Genomic DNA, 16,752 nt, shown 5'->3' on the forward strand with positions numbered 1-16,752 from the left:
GGCGCATTTTAAAAATAGTTTGATTTTAAAGCCGTTATAAAATTAAAAATCAAACTACTTTTAAAACGAAAAAATGAATAATTTTGGAAAAACTAACGGTTCTATTTAGGGGAAGTCGACATCTCCAACAGTTAACCCATTCATTTTGACGTAAACTTTTTGTCCAAATTGATAAATATCGGATAAGTTACTAGAGTTAATATCTATTTTAAAACCTAGTCGGGGATCATCGTCTGGGCTGCTATCATTGGTTTTGTTCTGTACAATAAGTTCTTCAAAAAAGTTACCAAACTTATCGGTTGATACAACGTAGCCCTCAATATACAAGTCAGGCATATTAGGAATGACCACCGTTGAATTACCATCATTAACAGCTTGTTCGAATAGTGATTTAATACTCTTAAATGTGGTTAAACTACTTTGTGGAATCTGGGGTTCGCTGTATGAAATATCGGGAATACTATAGTCATCACTTTTTACGCAGGCCATAAAAGTTAGCAGAGCGATTGAAAGTATTTTTTTTAAGACTTTTGAATAACTTGTCTTCATAAGTATTACTTTTTAGAAGGATGATACCTTCATTAAAAACTAAGATTAAGATTAATAAAATAGGTAGTACCTCGACCATACCAATAATTAGGGCCAAAAACAGGCGTTTCTAAAGCCATATCATCTCTTAATTGTCTATAATTTGCATTTCTTCGTTGTTCAAAACCACCTGTTCTATATACTTCATCAAGTAAATTATTTATACTTGCAAATACCCCAAGGTAGTAGTCTCCTACTTTCCAAGATTTACCACCCACCAAGTTTACCACCATATAGTCTTTAAATTTTTCTTGCCTTAGTAAATCTCTAGCCACCTGTTCATCATAATCTGGAAAAGGGTTTCCATCAAAATCGGTATTAAAATTCGAAGATCTTGTTAAGGGATTAATGCTTAAAAACGTATTTGAGAAAAAATTGGCCGACGTCCCAAACCACCAAAAATCAGGATCTCTATATTCAAACCCAATGGAATAAGCATTTTGAGGACCATTGCCTAACCGATAATTTTTTAATTTGGATTGGCCAAAATCTTTAAAGCCATCAATAAATCCCGCTTGCTCGGATTCTTTATTTGGCTCTGTAGTTAAAAACAAACTGGGGTCATTATCGTAAGTAAACTGCCCCAAAGCCGCTACGCCTTTTAATTTAATAGTTGATGTTACTTGAGCTTCTACTCCCAGTTCGGCACCAAAATACTTTTTGTTAAGTCCTTGCAAAATTTCTTGAACAAAAATGGCATTATCTCCACCAACACCATCAGCAAAATAATACGAGACCTGATTCGCATTAATAATGTTAGTATAATACCCGGTCATTTTCGCCTTAATAATTGAAGATCTAAAAACGTAATTTACATCTATGGAATTTATATTTTCTTCGGAAATATTAGGAACTACATTATGATTTTCTCTTGAATTAGAATACACGTTTTGAATAAATGGAGCTCGGCTCATGATCCCTAAGTTTAATTCAAAAATATGTTTACTAGATAACTTATAGGTCGAACCTCCTTTTAATCCAAACCCGTTAAAAACTAACTGTGTTCCTCTTCCTAAACTATTGTCTGGAAATCCGCCATTTTGAAAAAGACCCTCTCGTTGGTACTGCGTTCTATTAATACTGGCAGAGGCATAAAAGTCAAATTGAGAATATGTAAACTGCCCCTGAATAAAAGCATCTATTTGAGATGCATACATATTATAATTGTACTTAAAAACATCACCTTCAGTAACAATTCTATTTGGGTTTTGTAAGTCGTTTTGAGCCGCGTCCAAAGAGCTAGCGAATGGATCAATATCTAAATAGGTTCTTGCTCCTAGTAAATCAGTAACTTCTGCAAAGTTCTTAGATTTTAATCGCTTATAACCAAGGCTCGCATTAAACAAAACATGACTGTTTAAAGACGCATTCAAAATTGAATTTACAGTAAACTGGGAGTCTTTAACTTTGTCTTGGTAAAGCGCGTATATGGCATTTCCTCCTTGTTCAGAATTATTAATATTAGCCTCATACATGGTATCCCAATCTATTTGTCCTTCTTTTTGAAAAGCCTTTAAAGCTAGGTATGCCAGCCCAGGATTATCTGGAAACTCACGTTCGAAATAGCTTGGAAGCTTTTGATAATAAGTTGGACTAGGGTTTGCACCACCTCCTTGGGGGATTCCGTTAATTAAGTCAGTACCAGTATAGTCTAAACGACTATTACCAAGGAAACCAAATTGATATGCTATATTGCTGTTAATAGTTATGTTCTTATTAATATCCCAAAAATGGTTAAGCATAAGTATTGGTTCGTTAACCTCTTTAACTCTTGAGTTTCGTTTCTGTCCATCTTGCCAACCCCAATAGGCATTATACTTAGTACCCTTGATATTATAAACTTCCTGAGTATTGGGTGATGACTTGCCCCTTCTGTTGGGTGTATAAATACCAGTAAAAGACAGACTATGATTCTCGTTAACCTTCTTTTCAACCGAGGCAAATATGGAATTAGAATTGTAAACCGTTCCTTCTTGAAAACCTTCGTTTCCCCAGCGCGCTCCAAAGGAGATTGTATAGGCCCAATTGCTCTTTAAAAGCCCAGATGCATAGGTAGCCATAAGTCTGTTAGAATAACTTCTATTTGAAGAGGAGTAGGTTATACGGCCGCCTTGCCGTGCTAAAGAAGCCCTTGTATTGATGTTAGTTGAACCCAAAACGCCTCCAAAATTATAGCTTGATGGGGCTAACCCTACTACTAATTCTTGATTTCGCAAAACATCATTGATACCACCCCAGTTACTCCATTGTGGTCTCCCGTTAAAAGCCTTGTTCATTTCTATACCATTAATAAGAATTTTACCATTATTGGAATCAAGCCCTCTAGACCTAAAGAATGACGAACTAAATTCGAACGCAGCAGTTCTCTGAAACACATCTAAAGAAGAGGCTAATAAACCCGCTATATTGTCTGCGCCACTAGTATCCGAATGTAATTCATCATCGGCTAAGGTTATAAGAAATAAATCGTCTGTGTGGGATGCATCTTTAACCAAAGTCATATCAAAAATAGAAACGGCTTCACCTTCATTGATTATAATTGGATACCGTTTCGGCACATAACCAGACTTTGAAATCACCAAAACCTGTGGGCCTAAAGGTAAATCTTTACTTAAGAGAAACTTCCCTGCTGCATCAGACGAAGTCCTAATGGGGGAACCGTCAATGGTTATCTCAACACTTTCAATAGGATAATATGTTATAGCATCAACAACACTCCCTTCAATAATAGTTTGTTGTGCATACGTATTAACTAAACGAAAGCAAACGAAAACTGAAAATAACCATTTTAACATATAAAGAATTTTATTTCACAAACAACAAATAATATCTTACACGAAGTAAAATACACAACTTTTAGGAAAAACCCTTAAATTAGAACAAAAAATATCTTACATGTATTACAGGAATACATTTACTCGTATGAATTTCTCAAAACTCTTATTATTGATATCTCTTTTTGGGGTGCAATGGTCTCCAAAAGCACAGGAGAGACAGTTCAAAATTCATACGGTTGCGTTTTACAATCTTGAAAACCTATTTGACGTTATTGACGACCCTAACAAACTAGACGAGTACAGCCCAATAATGGAGTTAAAATCTGGTAGAGATGTAGTTTACGCAAAAAAGCTTCACAATATGGCCAGGGTGATGTCTGATATAGGCTTTGACACATCCAAAACATCACCCTCCATTATAGGTATTTGCGAAGTTGAAAACAGGAAGGTTATACAAGATTTAATTAATGACAGCTTACTAATTAACGAAGCTTATGGGATCGCTCATAAAGACTCGCCTGATTCTAGAGGTATTGATGTAGCTCTTCTCTATAAAAAAGCACATTTTAAGCCAACTCAAATCAACGCTTATAAACTTAAAATATTTGATGATCAAACCCAAAAACAGGTATATACCAGAGACCAATTACTTGTAAGCGGACGCCTTGACAATGACCCCGTTCATATTATTGTAAACCATTGGCCTTCCAGAAGAGGTGGAGAAACTCGCAGCAAACCTAAGCGGATAGCTGCTGCAAAGCTTAATAAAAGAATTATAGATTCGCTACAAGTTATTAATCCATATTCTAAAATTATCATTATGGGCGATTTTAATGATAACCCAAATAGTTATAGTATTAAAAGCATACTAAAACCAGAAAAAGAGTCCTACAAAGTTAAATTAAAAGGGCTTTATAATCCATATATGAACCTGTATAAAAAAGGAGTTGGCACAACAGCCTACAGAGATAACTGGAGTCTGTTTGATCAAATCATGCTAAGCAAGCCTTTTCTAGAAAGCGAATACAATACCTATCGGTTTTATAAAGCCGGTATATATAACAAACACTATCTAATCCATAAACAAGGAAAATACAAAGGCTACCCTTACAGAAGTTGGTCTAACGGTGGTTTTAGTAATGGATACAGCGACCATTTCCCGGTATATGTTCAGCTTATAAAAGAGGTTGAAAAGTAAATACTAAATCCAAGTACTCCAAGGAATTCTAGACAAAAACAACACTAATGCTAAGGTATAAAAAATGGCAATGGTTTTTAATTTAGCATTTGATGTTAACTTCTTTTTGTGCTTAGAATACCCCATAGTAATTAAGACTACAGCTAAAATATTAACAAATGGATGCTCTACCAAATATAGTCTATTTACAGAATCTCCCATAATACCTCCCATACCTAACTCGATAAATAGTTGTAGTCTTGGAGAGACAAAATAAAGCACCAAACCAATTAATAACTGAATATGAGATACTATTAAAGCAAATAATGATCTTCTAAAATCATTAGCCTCATACTCTTTATCTCCCAATGTTCTTACAATAGCAGTAATTGCGGCAATGGCTAGCACAATAAGTACTAAATATGCCCAATAAGAATGAAGTGTTTTTACAATCTCGTACATGAAGACGTCTTTTAAAAATTAAATAACAAATGTAATAATTTAAAGCATAAAAAAACCGCTTCTTAAAGAAGCGGTTTATATTTATTATTTCTCATTTTTTTTGTAGAAAAAATTAAAATTAAGAGTATCCCTAGTTTAGTTAGAACATTATTTTAACGCTTTGACATGTAAAAATCTAAAAGCCCGCTGGTCGAAGAGTCGTGCTCATTTTTTACATCTGCACCAAACTCTTTCAAAATTTTTGAAGCCAGTTGTTTTCCAAGTTCTACTCCAAATTGATCGTAACTAAAAATATTCCAAATAATACCTTGCACAAAGATTTTATGCTCGTACATAGCTATTAATTTTCCTAAGCTCTCTGGAGTTAGTTGATCAATAAATATGGTATTGGTTGGCTTATTCCCTTGAAAAATTTTAAATGGAATTATAGATTCTTTAGTTCCTTCTGCAATAACCTCAGCTTCTGTTTTACCATTTAATAAAGCCTCTGTTTGAGCCAAGAAATTTGAGATTAATTTATCTTGATGGTCTTGATCACCATGTAAAGACTTTGCAAATCCAATAAAATCGGCAGGTATTAATTTAGTCCCTTGGTGAATTAATTGAAAAAACGCATGCTGGGCATTGGTTCCTGGTTCTCCCCAAATAATGGTTCCTGTTTGATAATTGATAGCTTGGCCATTTCTATCCACACTCTTCCCATTACTTTCCATAATTCCTTGCTGCAAATATGTTGCAAACTGATTTAAGTATTGAGAATATGGTATAATAGCTTCGCTTTCTGCACTAAAAAAGTTGTTATACCACACACTAACAAGCGCTAAAACTACCGGAATATTAGAACTAAATTCTTCATTCTTAAAGTGTTCATCCATTTTATTTGCTCCTCGTAGTAGGTTCTCGAAGTTCTTATAACCAACGGCTAAACTAATGGTTAATCCTACGGCACTCCAAAGAGAGAATCTTCCTCCAACCCAATCCCACATAGGAAAAATATTACTGCTATCGATTCCAAATTCTTGAACATTTTCCAGGTTGGTTGAAACGGCTACAAAATGCTTCGCTATAGCCGATTCATCTGCCGATTCTAGGAACCATTTCTTAATTGTATTAGCGTTAGAAAGCGTCTCTTGCGTAGTAAACGTTTTAGAAACAATGACAAATAGTGTCGTTTCTCGATCAAGCTTTTTAATAACTTCATTCACATGATCTCCATCAACGTTACTAACAAAATATGTAGTTAAATGGTTTTTATAATACTGCAAGGAATCTACCACCATAGCTGGCCCTAAATCTGAACCTCCAATACCAATATTAACAACATGGGTGAATGCCTTTCCTGTAAACCCTTTTCTATCCCCATTAACCACTTCGTTTGTAAAAGCCTCTATCTTTTCTTTTACCTCATATACTTCTGGTACCACATTAGTTCCTGAAACAATACATTCTGCTGTTTTAGGGGCTCTTAAAGCCGTATGCAGTACCGCTCGCCCCTCGGTTTCATTAATAACCTCTCCTGAGAACTGACTATTAATGGCTTCTTTAAGCTTAACATCATCTGCCAATTCAAGTAAATACTTAAAAGTTTCTTCAGTGATTCTATTTTTAGAAAAATCAACATAAAAATCATCCCAATTGATAGTAAATTTATTCGCTCTATTTTTATCTTGAGCAAATAAATCTTTCATGTGAAGGTCTTTTACAGTTTCAAAATGTGCTTGTAATTTTTTCCAAGCCTTCGTATTTGTTGGGTTAATATTTGGTAATGCCATAATTACTGGTTGTATGAAATAAGATTATTGTTTTGCTTAATAATATGTTCTGGCTGGTTTTCTTCTTCAAACACGTCTTCTAAAAAATGAATATCGTCCAGTTGTTTTTTTATAGGTTCAATATAATGAAGATATTCTATCTTTAAAGAATCAGAGATTGGCTTAGCCTCCGGTAGCTTTTGTTTGAATGGATCTACTTGTCTGCCATTTACCCAAAAACGATAGCAGACATGTGGGCCTCCTGTATTTCCAGTCATTCCTACCCATCCAATAACATCGCCTTGCTTCACAAATTGACCGACCTTTACATTACGTTTTCTCATATGTAAATATTGGGTTTCGTAGGTTGCATTATGTCTAATTTTCACATAATTTCCGTTACCCCCACGTCTTTCAGACTTTGTAACAGTCCCATTTGCTGTAGCCATAATAGGCGTTCCTATAGGTGCTGCAAAATCAGTTCCCTTGTGTGGTCTTACCCTAAAACCATAAACCGCAATTCGTCGTTTTAAATTATATCTTGATGATACTCTACTAAATTTTACTGGCGCTTTTAAAAATGCGCGCCTTAGGTTTTTAGCTTCCTCATTAAAATAGTCTATAATACCTTTTACCGAATCTGTTTCAAACTCAAAAGCGTAAAAAGGCTCATTATTGTGCTCAAAATAAGCCGCTTTAATATTATGAACTCCTGTGTAAATACTATCATCAATATATTTATCTGTATAAATCACTTTAAACCTATCTCCCTTTTGAAGTCTTCTAAAATCAATAGTCCATGCATAAATCTCGTCTGCCATTTTATAGGCCAACCTAGGGCTTAAACCTTGCTCCTCTAAAGTTAATGAAATATTGTTATTAATAACCCCTGTTGCAATTTTTTCAACGTATTTTATTGGTTTTCTACTAGTAAATGCATGAATAGAATCCTTAAAGTTTATAACCACATATTCTTCTAAGTTAGGCTGATAGATAAAAGATTCTGGTAGTTCTAATGAATCTTTCGAACACAGCAAGGTGTATGGTTTGCCAACTTGTAAACGCCTAATATCGAACGTATCTTTAGCTTTTTCGGCAATATGAAATATTTTAGGATATCCAATTTTATTTCTTTCTAAAATCTGTCCAAAACTATCGCCTCTTTTTATGGTATCACGTTTTACTACATAATCATTTAAGTTGAAACCAAATTCTATAACCTCTTTGGGTGTTTCAACTATAACTGCTTCTTCAACTATAACCTCTTCTTGTTTTTGATCTTCTTTGCATGCTGAAAGAATAATGGCTAAAACTAATAGTACTATATATTTGTTCCCCAATCTGCTAATTCTTGCTCTGTCCATAAATCTGGAAAAAATATTCTCTTTTGATATTTCGGGTGCATGTACTTCACCCATTCACTTCCTCCGGTGGCCTCGGCTGTTTTACCACCAATATTTAAATAATGATTTGCCGTATTATAGTGTGCCATAACCCATTTTATATTGACGGTAAAATCGTAATGTCTCATGGCTTTTATCAACGCTTTATTTGCCTGAGCCTCCTTAGGTAATCCCTTAAATTTACTCCACAAATTGTTGTTTTGATAAAATTTGGTAAATCTAATAAATTCTTCCTTATAGCGCTCCTCAAAAGCTGTTAAAGTATAGGTCTTTTTACCTGTTTGATAGTCTTTTCCCGCTGCTTGCCAATATAAATGTTCAAAGGCATGCTCATAAGACGAGTTTCTATCAATGGTTTCTCTAAATCTTTTATCAATTAAATTAATAAGCTCTGTAGACGCAAACTCAATTTTTCTATACTGGGCACTTTGAAAACCACTGGCAGGGACTAAAGTTGTTCTAAACTGATTATACTGCTCTATGTCCATACCATCTTTCATGATAGCAAAAGATGAGGTAAGCACATCGAAGTATCTACTTACTCTCATTATTTTATCGGTAAACATGCTAACCGAAATAGTATCAGACTTTGCTACCTGCTCAATTTCACTCAGAATCATTTTAAATAACAACTCCGAAATTTGATGATACATAATAAACACTTTCTCATCTGGAAAAACCGTACGTTGTACTTGAAGGTTTAATAAAGCATCTGTTTGGATATAATCCCAATAATCAATGGGTTTACTGTGTAAAAGCCCTTCCAAGTGAGTCTCTACATCTTGGTCTATAGCTTCGTATTTATCTTTTAGTTTTTTAGATAGTTTAGAACTCAAATCGTCAATGTTTAACATCAATTTTAAAAGGATGTTTCAACCCTTTATAGGCTTCTAAATCTGCTCTAAGAGAGCCAACAGCTAAATCTGCCTGAATACGTAAAGGTACTTTATTTTTATCTTTAGAGACCCATAATGTTAAACTTTCTTCTTCTTTAAACACGCGGCCTGCCATAACATATGGTCTAAACTTCAAAGTTTTGACGGTACCGAATTCAGTCTCAATAATTTCCTCGCCCAAATACCTTAGCTTAAAACCATAGTTCTCTTCATCAAAAAACATATTAGTTCTTACTTCATCTCCAGGCTTAAGGGAATCTGTGTCAAGATTATTTCTAAGGTAATAAAAGGTAGAAACCATGTCTTGAATATTGGGTTCTGTATTAAAAGTTTTTATCGTATTATGCTTTCTATTATTTACTCTGGCTTTATTATTCTCTTGATCAAAATCAATAACAATATCTTTGGTATGGCCACCTTCATCTATATTTCTCACAAACTTATAAGGGATAATAGAGTCTTTATCAAAATAGCTTTCATACCGATCTTTTACCTTAAAAAACCATTTTATCATACCTGTGGTCCACCCCTTACCCACAACATGATAAACCTCTTTATTGTTAAGTCTGGTACTTTTAACCTGAAGGGTTGCATTACCTGCCTTAAGCCAATTACTGTAGCTCATTCTAAATTTAAACCATTCGCCAGACCCAAAAGCAGACTCTTGTTGCGACTGGATATGCCCTACTGAAAGCAGAAAACAAATAATTAGGAATGTCCTTTTCATAATAGCTTGGGTAATTGCTATGTAACTCCAATAATAACTTTTTATTGTGACTAGTAGAATTACAATTACTATTCCAAAAATAGAAATTTAATTCTATTCACTTTATTTAATCATGTTATAGTTCTGCTAGACTTTAAACTTTTACAAAAAAAAGACCTATTGCATAAAACAATAGGTCAAACTAACACTTAATTTGGGACTATAATGTCCCTCTCTGAGCTTGTTCACGTTCAATAGATTCAAACAAGGCTTTAAAATTCCCAGCTCCAAACCCCCTAGCCCCCATACGCTGTATAATTTCAAAAAACAACGTGGGCCTATCTTCTACTGGTTTAGTAAATATTTGCAGCAAATACCCTTCTTCATCGGCATCAATCATAATTCCTAGCCGCTTTAATGTTTCTATATCTTCTGTGAGTTCATGACTGTGTTCTTCTAATCTACCGGGCACGGCTTTATAATATGCTTCGGGTGGTTTCGATAAAAACTCAACCCCTCTACTTCTTAGCTGAGAAACCGTCGTTATTATATCATCTGTAGCTACCGCTATGTGCTGAACACCTGCCCCTTCGTAAAAATCTAGATACTCTTCTATTTGCGATTTTTTTTTGCCTTTGGCTGGTTCATTAATTGGAAATTTAATACGGCCATTACCATTACTCATCACTTTACTCATTAAAGCTGAATACTCTGTATGGATTTGCTTATCATCAAAAGACAGGAAGTTTTCAAATCCCATAACATCTTCATACCATTTTACCCAAGTATTCATTTGTCCCCAACCAACATTACCTACCATATGGTCAATGTATTTCAGCCCCACAGGCTTTGGATTATAATCAGATTCCCAAGGTACAAATCCAGGTAAAAATGCACCATTGTAATTTTTACGCTCTACGAACATATGCACCGTTTCTCCGTAAGTATATATACCAGATGTGACTACCTCGCCATGCTCATCTGTTTCTACTTGAGGCTCCATATAAGATTTTGCGCCCCTACTTGTTGTTTCATAGTACGCTTTTCTGGCATCTTCAACCCATAAGGCGATAACCTTAACCCCATCACCATGTTTAACAATATGATTATTAATTGGAGACTGACTATTAAGAGGAGTGGTAAGAACCAACCGTATTTTATCTTGTAAAAGCACGTAGCTAACCTTATTTTTTGAACCTGTTTCTAAGCCTTTATAGGCATAGGACTGAAAACCAAAAGCTGTTTTATAAAAATGGGCTGCTTGCTTGGCATTTCCAACGTAAAACTCAACGTAATCTGTTCCTAATAAGGGCAAAAAGTCTTGAGCCCCTTCAAATATTTTTTCTAAACCGTAGTTTACCGATTTTATCTGCTTACTCATTTCTTATATTTTTTATGAGTTCATTATTATCTCTAAAAAACTGAAAAAGGCATAACGCGCATTTTTCCGATTTCAAATAATTACTCCAACCAAGATTTATAATATTCTTCGTCAGCAATTTTCATAGCGTCTTCTGTTAGCATTAATGGTTTAAAGGTATCAACCATAACAGCCAATTCTTCTGTTTCTGTTTTACCAATACTTCGCTCTGTAGCACCAGGATGGGGCCCATGAGGGATCCCTGCAGGATGCAATGATATATGCCCCGCTTCAATATCATTGCGACTCATAAAATCGCCATCTACATAGTACAATACCTCATCACTATCAATATTACTATGATTGTATGGAGCTGGGATGGCTTTTGGATGATAATCATACAACCGAGGTACAAAACTACAAACTACAAAAGCATCTGTTTCAAAGGTTTGATGTACTGGTGGCGGTTGATGAATACGACCAGTTATGGGTTCAAAATCATGAATTGAAAATGCATAAGGATAATTATAGCCATCATACCCAACCACATCAAACGGATGTGAAGCATAAATCATTTCTATAATATCATCCTGTTTTTTTACTTTGATTAAAAACTCTCCCGATTCGTTATTGGTTTCTAATTCTTGAGGTCTTCGAATATCACGTTCGCAAAAAGGCGCATGCTCTAATAATTGTCCGAACCAATTTCTATAACGTTTTGGCGTATAAATTGGACGACGGGATTCTACAATAAACAGCCTGTTCTCTTTGCTATCAAAATCAATCTTATAAATGACACCTCGAGGAATAAGTAAATAATCGCCATATTTAAAATTAAGATTCCCCAACATGGTTCTTAATTTACCCGAGCCTTTGTGTACAAAAATAAGCTCGTCTGCATCCGTATTTTTATAAAAATAATCTTGCATTGATTCTTGAGGCGCTGCCAATATTATGGCACAATCACTATTTATTAGAACCGTTTTTCTACTTTCTAGGTAGTCCTTCTTAGGTTTCACCAGGAAACCTTTTAGTCTATACGATTTTATATTGTTTTTTACTGCAACCTTAGGAGCAATGGAATATTGTCTTTCTATGGATTTAACTTGAGTAGGGCGCTGTTCATGATAACTATTTGTAGACATACCATCAAAACCAATAGTGCCAAATAATTGTTCATAATACAAGCTACCATCCGGTTTTTTAAACTGAGTATGGCGTTTATTAGGAATACGTCCTAGTTTATGATAAAAAGGCATACTTTTTAGATTTAAAATTAATAATTGTAAGCTGCTTAAACTTGTTTAGGCAGATAACTAACTAATACTTATAAAGATACAAAAAGTATACTCACTCAGGATTTCTCTTGATGAGGTAGTGAAGAAACGCTAATAAGTCTTTCCAATAAGGCTTCATAACTATACAAATATCGGAAACTTTTAACTAAAACCAGAATCCTATATTAAAAAACCAAGTACTCTCTTTCTGTTCTGGAGAGTAACTATATTTTACCTGAATGGGACCTAAAAATGTTTCAACCCCATAACCAAGGGCATATCCTCTATAATCCGGAAGTGTGAACCATTCACCAGTTTCGAAAATATTATCATCAATGTTTGACCAGTTTCCTTCAAGTGTAATATGATGCTTTTTAAAGACTTCATAATCTGCCGAAGCAAAAGCTTTTACAAAACTATTACCTGTTAGAGACACATAATCATACCCTAAAAACGGAATGAAATTATTTATGAAATCATTACCATACCCTCCTAGAGCAAAATCCAAAGCTTGAGTAGAAGTGTCTCCAATTTTAAAGCCACCACTGGTTTGTAAATTAAATGCTAATTTGTTAGTTACACTAAAGGCATATCCCATATTCGCTTGGGCTATAGAAAAATTCTTAAAATTGCTTCCCTGATCTGATGATATAAAATAAATGTGTAAATCTCCATTAAAATAAACGCCTTTTTTTGGAAAGTATTTATCATCATAAGTATCAAGTTTTAAATTACCAAATAGACTTATAAAATTTGTACTCTCGAAGTTTAACTTATCACTTGACTCTTCATTAGAAAGAGTCTCGGTGTTTATTTCAAGATTTTTATGCTCTATCCCCATAGCTAAGGCAAAATCTCTTAAAAACAATGTTTGCACATAAAATTGATTGGTAAAATCTTTGAGCTTAACATCAATCTTACTTACACCACTTGCATCAAAAACAACTGGATCATCAATTAACAGAAGTGAATTAATATTCTTATCAAATTGATTGTATCTTGATTTTAAACCTAAACTCCAATAAAATCCACGATCAATTAAATATTCAAAATTATAACGGACATTATCCCCTAAAATAAAATCTAAGGACGCCACATCATTTTTGGCCAATAGGCGCTTTTTGGTAATATTAACCAAGGCCGCGCTTTTATATAAATCGTCGTAATGAACCCCAAGTTTTAAAAACGTACTCTTTTTAGTTTCTTTTACTTCCGTTATAATATCATAACCGTTATCCTCAAGTTTGATAAACCTGTACTTAATAGCATCAAAATTGTTTGTGGCTTCCAAACGATTCATACCCTCTTGAAAGTCTTTATAACTAACGCGCTCTCCATTTTTTATCTTTAGTTTACCCAAGATATAGGCCCTTGTATATTTTTCATTTCCTTTAACATGCATCTCACCAATGTAAATACTATCAATTTTCTTAGTATAAAATTTCGAAACTTGCGATCTTTCCTTTTTTGGCAGCCGGGAAAGTCCCTCCAACCTATTATTAGCTGCCTCTACACCATTTTTAATAATTTGAGCACCATCACTAAATGAAACCACATTAAAGTTTTCAATATCTGGCTTGATATAAATATCTGTTTTATCAGCCTTTAACTTCATATCATTAATCGTCCTGAAGTTATTAATCTGTAATAAAACATCTGGAGCGGAGGCCAGTTGAGTCCTATCTCTTAACCCATCCTGCACATCGACTCCAATAATAACATTCATACCTTTGGCTCTTAATTCATCAATGGGATAATTATTTACAACACCGCCATCTATTAAAACTTCATTATTAATAACGACTGGTTGAAATACAGAAGGCAAAGCCCCGCTAGCCAATAAAGATTGAGCTAAATCACCTGTATCTAACACAACTTGCTCTCCATTCTCTGCATTGGTTGCGATACAAAAGAAAGGGATTGGCAACTTATTAAAATCCTTAATTTGATTCACTTGAGTCAATAGCTCCATTAATAAGCTATAAACATTATGTCCCTTCGATAAAGCTGAGGGTAATTTAATTTTGAAATTGTCGAATGGCAGTTTTACCGCGTATTTATCGGTATTATCACGCTCATAAAACGTTTTAGAGCTTCTTGGTAACTCATCATTAATAATCTTATCAAAATCTAGAACACTAAATAAAGAATCTAGTTGTTTACCTGAATACCCCGAAGCATAAAGCCCACCAACAATAGCTCCCATGCTGGTTCCAGCTATATAATCTATTTTTAAACCTAAGCTATCAATAACTTTTAAAGCACCTATATGGGCTAGCCCTTTGGCACCACCCCCACTTAAAACCAAACCAACCTTTGGATTATGAAGAGGTAATGTGTCTTGAGCTTGAGCTGAAAACAAAGCAAGTAAACAAAAGGTTAATATGACAACTCTGTAGGTCAAAAAAAATATGAATGTTTCTTATTTAGTGTTATAATAGTTATAAATTTTCTCTGCTCTAGACACCCCAATTACAACTTCTAGCTCATCTAACTTGGCATTAGCTATACGCTTAACAGATTTAAAATGTTTAAGTAATTCAACAATAGTTTTTTCTCCTATTCCAGGGATGGTTTCTAATTCTGTGTTTAAAGCACTTTTACTGCGTTTATTTCTATGATGTTCAATACCAAATCGATGAGCCTCATTACGCAACTGCTGGATAATCTTTAGTGTTTCGCTTTTCTTATCTAAATATAAAGGAATTGGATCATTTGGGTAAAACAATTCTTCCAAACGTTTAGCAATTCCGATGATAGCAATTTTACCCCTTAGCCCTAAAACGTCTAAACTCTTTAATGCCGACGATAACTGACCTTTACCCCCATCTATTATAATAAGATGAGGTAGCGATTTGTTTTCATCTTGTAATCTTTTATACCGTCTGTATACCACTTCTTCCATGGAAGCAAAATCATCTGGTCCCTCAACCGTTTTGATATTAAAATGGCGATAGTCCTTTTTACTTGGTTTTCCGTTCTTAAACACCACACAAGCAGCCACAGGGTTGGTTCCTTGAATATTTGAATTATCGAAACACTCTATATGACGTGGTTCTTCAGACAATCTTAAATCTGCCTTCATTTGAGCCATAATTCTATTAGCATGCCTATCGGGATCCACAATCTTCATTTGCTTAAAACGTTCCATTCTAAAATATTTGGCGTTCCTTAGTGATAAATCTAGAATGTGTTTTTTATCGCCTAACTTCGGTACAGTTACTTTCACATCGTCTCCTAGCTGAACCATAAAAGGCACATAAATCTCCTTAGATTTTGAATTAAAACGTTGTCTAATTTCTGTTACTGCTAAGGCCAATAAATCCTCGTCTGACTCGTCCAACTTCTTTTTAATCTCCAAGGTATGAGAACGGATTATAGATCCGTACGACAATTGTAAAAAGTTAACATAACCATAACTTTCATCGCTCATTATCGAAAACACATCGACATTACTAATTTTCGGATTTACTATGGTCGATTTTGACTGATAGTTCTCTAAAACTTCAACTTTCTCCTTTATTTTTTGAGCTTCTTCAAACTGCATGTTTTCAGAAAAATCACGCATTTGTTGTTTAAACTGCGATAACGAATCTTTAAAATTACCTTTTAAAATCTCCTTAATCGCCTTTATATTCTCGTTGTACGCGTCTTCTGATTCTTGCCCCTCACAAGGCCCTTTACAATTTCCTAAGTGATACTCTAAACACACTTTATATTTTCCAGCCTCTATTTTTTCTTGAGCTAAATCATAGTTACAAGTCCTTAGCGCATATAAGCCCTTTATTAAGTCTAGTAAAGTGTGAACCGTTTTTACACTGGTATATGGACCAAAATACTCGCCACCCCCTTTATAAACCCTTCGTGTAGAAAACACCCTCGGGAAACGTTCATTTTTAATGCAAATCCACGGATACGATTTATCATCTTTAAGCATAACGTTATACCTTGGTTGATACTTCTTTATCAAATTATTTTCAAGAAGTAAGGCATCCGTTTCTGTATCTACTACAATATGTTTTATGCTAGCAATTTTTTTTACTAAAACCCTGGTTTTGCCATACTCATGATTTTTAGTGAAATAGGAACTCACACGTTTTTTTAGGTTTTTTGCTTTTCCAACATAGATTATAGCACCGTTTTTATCATAGTACTGATAAACGCCTGGTTGTGTGGGTAAGGTTTTTATTTGAATATCTAAATCGGGGGTCTCCATTATGGTAAAGGTATATACTAAATAGTAAAAATCTAAAAATCAGCAGACCTTTTTTAGTATCTTGCAAGTAACTTTGTATACACCCAAAATATTAAAATAATTATTGAATAGCTTTAGACTCATGAACCTCACAGCACTT

General features: G+C 34.4%; 12 protein-coding genes. 1 reads left to right on the forward strand and 11 read right to left on the reverse strand.

Annotated features, from left to right (window positions below):
- Positions 1 to 105 precede the first annotated feature (105 nt).
- Together E5D58_RS11580 and E5D58_RS11585 are read right to left on the reverse strand one after the other, a co-directional pair.
- Positions 106 to 549, reverse strand: a complete 444-nt coding sequence (locus E5D58_RS11580) for a DUF5689 domain-containing protein (RefSeq protein WP_136482033.1) — start codon at positions 547 to 549, stop codon at positions 106 to 108.
- Positions 550 to 581: 32 nt separating this feature from the next.
- The gene (locus E5D58_RS11585; protein WP_136482034.1) at positions 582 to 3,383 is read right to left on the reverse strand and encodes a carboxypeptidase regulatory-like domain-containing protein; all 2,802 of its coding nucleotides are present in this window, start codon (positions 3,381 to 3,383) and stop codon (positions 582 to 584) included.
- Between the two features lie 127 nt (positions 3,384 to 3,510).
- Between E5D58_RS11585 and E5D58_RS11590 the strand changes: the two genes are divergently transcribed.
- Positions 3,511 to 4,563, forward strand: coding sequence for an endonuclease/exonuclease/phosphatase family protein (locus tag E5D58_RS11590; RefSeq protein ID WP_136482035.1), 1,053 nt, complete (start codon positions 3,511 to 3,513; stop codon positions 4,561 to 4,563).
- Between the two features lie 3 nt (positions 4,564 to 4,566).
- On the opposite strand, the gene E5D58_RS11595 is transcribed toward E5D58_RS11590, so the two are convergent.
- The 9 genes from E5D58_RS11595 to uvrC form a co-directional block, all read right to left on the reverse strand.
- Positions 4,567 to 5,004, reverse strand: a complete 438-nt coding sequence (locus E5D58_RS11595) for a hypothetical protein (RefSeq protein ID WP_136482036.1) — start codon at positions 5,002 to 5,004, stop codon at positions 4,567 to 4,569.
- 152 nt (positions 5,005 to 5,156) lie between these two features.
- Entirely contained in the window at positions 5,157 to 6,776 is a 1,620-nt protein-coding gene (gene pgi / locus E5D58_RS11600) for a glucose-6-phosphate isomerase (RefSeq protein ID WP_136482037.1), read from the reverse strand.
- A gap of 2 nt (positions 6,777 to 6,778) precedes the next feature.
- A complete protein-coding gene (locus tag E5D58_RS11605; RefSeq protein ID WP_136482038.1) occupies positions 6,779 to 8,119 on the reverse strand; it encodes a peptidoglycan DD-metalloendopeptidase family protein in 1,341 nt (446 codons plus the stop codon).
- Entirely contained in the window at positions 8,077 to 9,012 is a 936-nt protein-coding gene (locus E5D58_RS11610; RefSeq protein WP_136482039.1) for a tryptophan 2,3-dioxygenase family protein, read from the reverse strand. The genes E5D58_RS11605 and E5D58_RS11610 overlap by 43 nt, the downstream gene beginning before the upstream one ends.
- Positions 8,999 to 9,781 (reverse strand): DUF3108 domain-containing protein, encoded by a 783-nt coding sequence (locus E5D58_RS11615; protein WP_136482040.1) that lies wholly within the window; start codon positions 9,779 to 9,781, stop codon positions 8,999 to 9,001. The genes E5D58_RS11610 and E5D58_RS11615 overlap by 14 nt, the downstream gene beginning before the upstream one ends.
- 199 nt (positions 9,782 to 9,980) lie before the next feature.
- Positions 9,981 to 11,141: a 4-hydroxyphenylpyruvate dioxygenase gene (gene hppD / locus E5D58_RS11620; protein WP_136482041.1), complete on the reverse strand. Its 1,161-nt coding sequence runs from the start codon at positions 11,139 to 11,141 to the stop codon at positions 9,981 to 9,983.
- Between the two features lie 80 nt (positions 11,142 to 11,221).
- Positions 11,222 to 12,379: a homogentisate 1,2-dioxygenase gene (locus E5D58_RS11625; protein ID WP_136482042.1), complete on the reverse strand. Its 1,158-nt coding sequence runs from the start codon at positions 12,377 to 12,379 to the stop codon at positions 11,222 to 11,224.
- 184 nt (positions 12,380 to 12,563) lie between these two features.
- Entirely contained in the window at positions 12,564 to 14,801 is a 2,238-nt protein-coding gene (locus tag E5D58_RS11630) for a patatin-like phospholipase family protein (RefSeq protein ID WP_136482043.1), read from the reverse strand.
- A gap of 18 nt (positions 14,802 to 14,819) precedes the next feature.
- On the reverse strand, positions 14,820 to 16,613 hold the full coding sequence (gene uvrC, locus E5D58_RS11635; RefSeq protein ID WP_136482044.1) for an excinuclease ABC subunit UvrC: 1,794 nt from the start codon (positions 16,611 to 16,613) through the stop codon (positions 14,820 to 14,822).
- Positions 16,614 to 16,752 lie beyond the last annotated feature (139 nt).

Source organism: Cognatitamlana onchidii, from assembly GCF_004804355.1.
Taxonomy (GTDB): domain Bacteria; phylum Bacteroidota; class Bacteroidia; order Flavobacteriales; family Flavobacteriaceae; genus Cognatitamlana; species Cognatitamlana onchidii.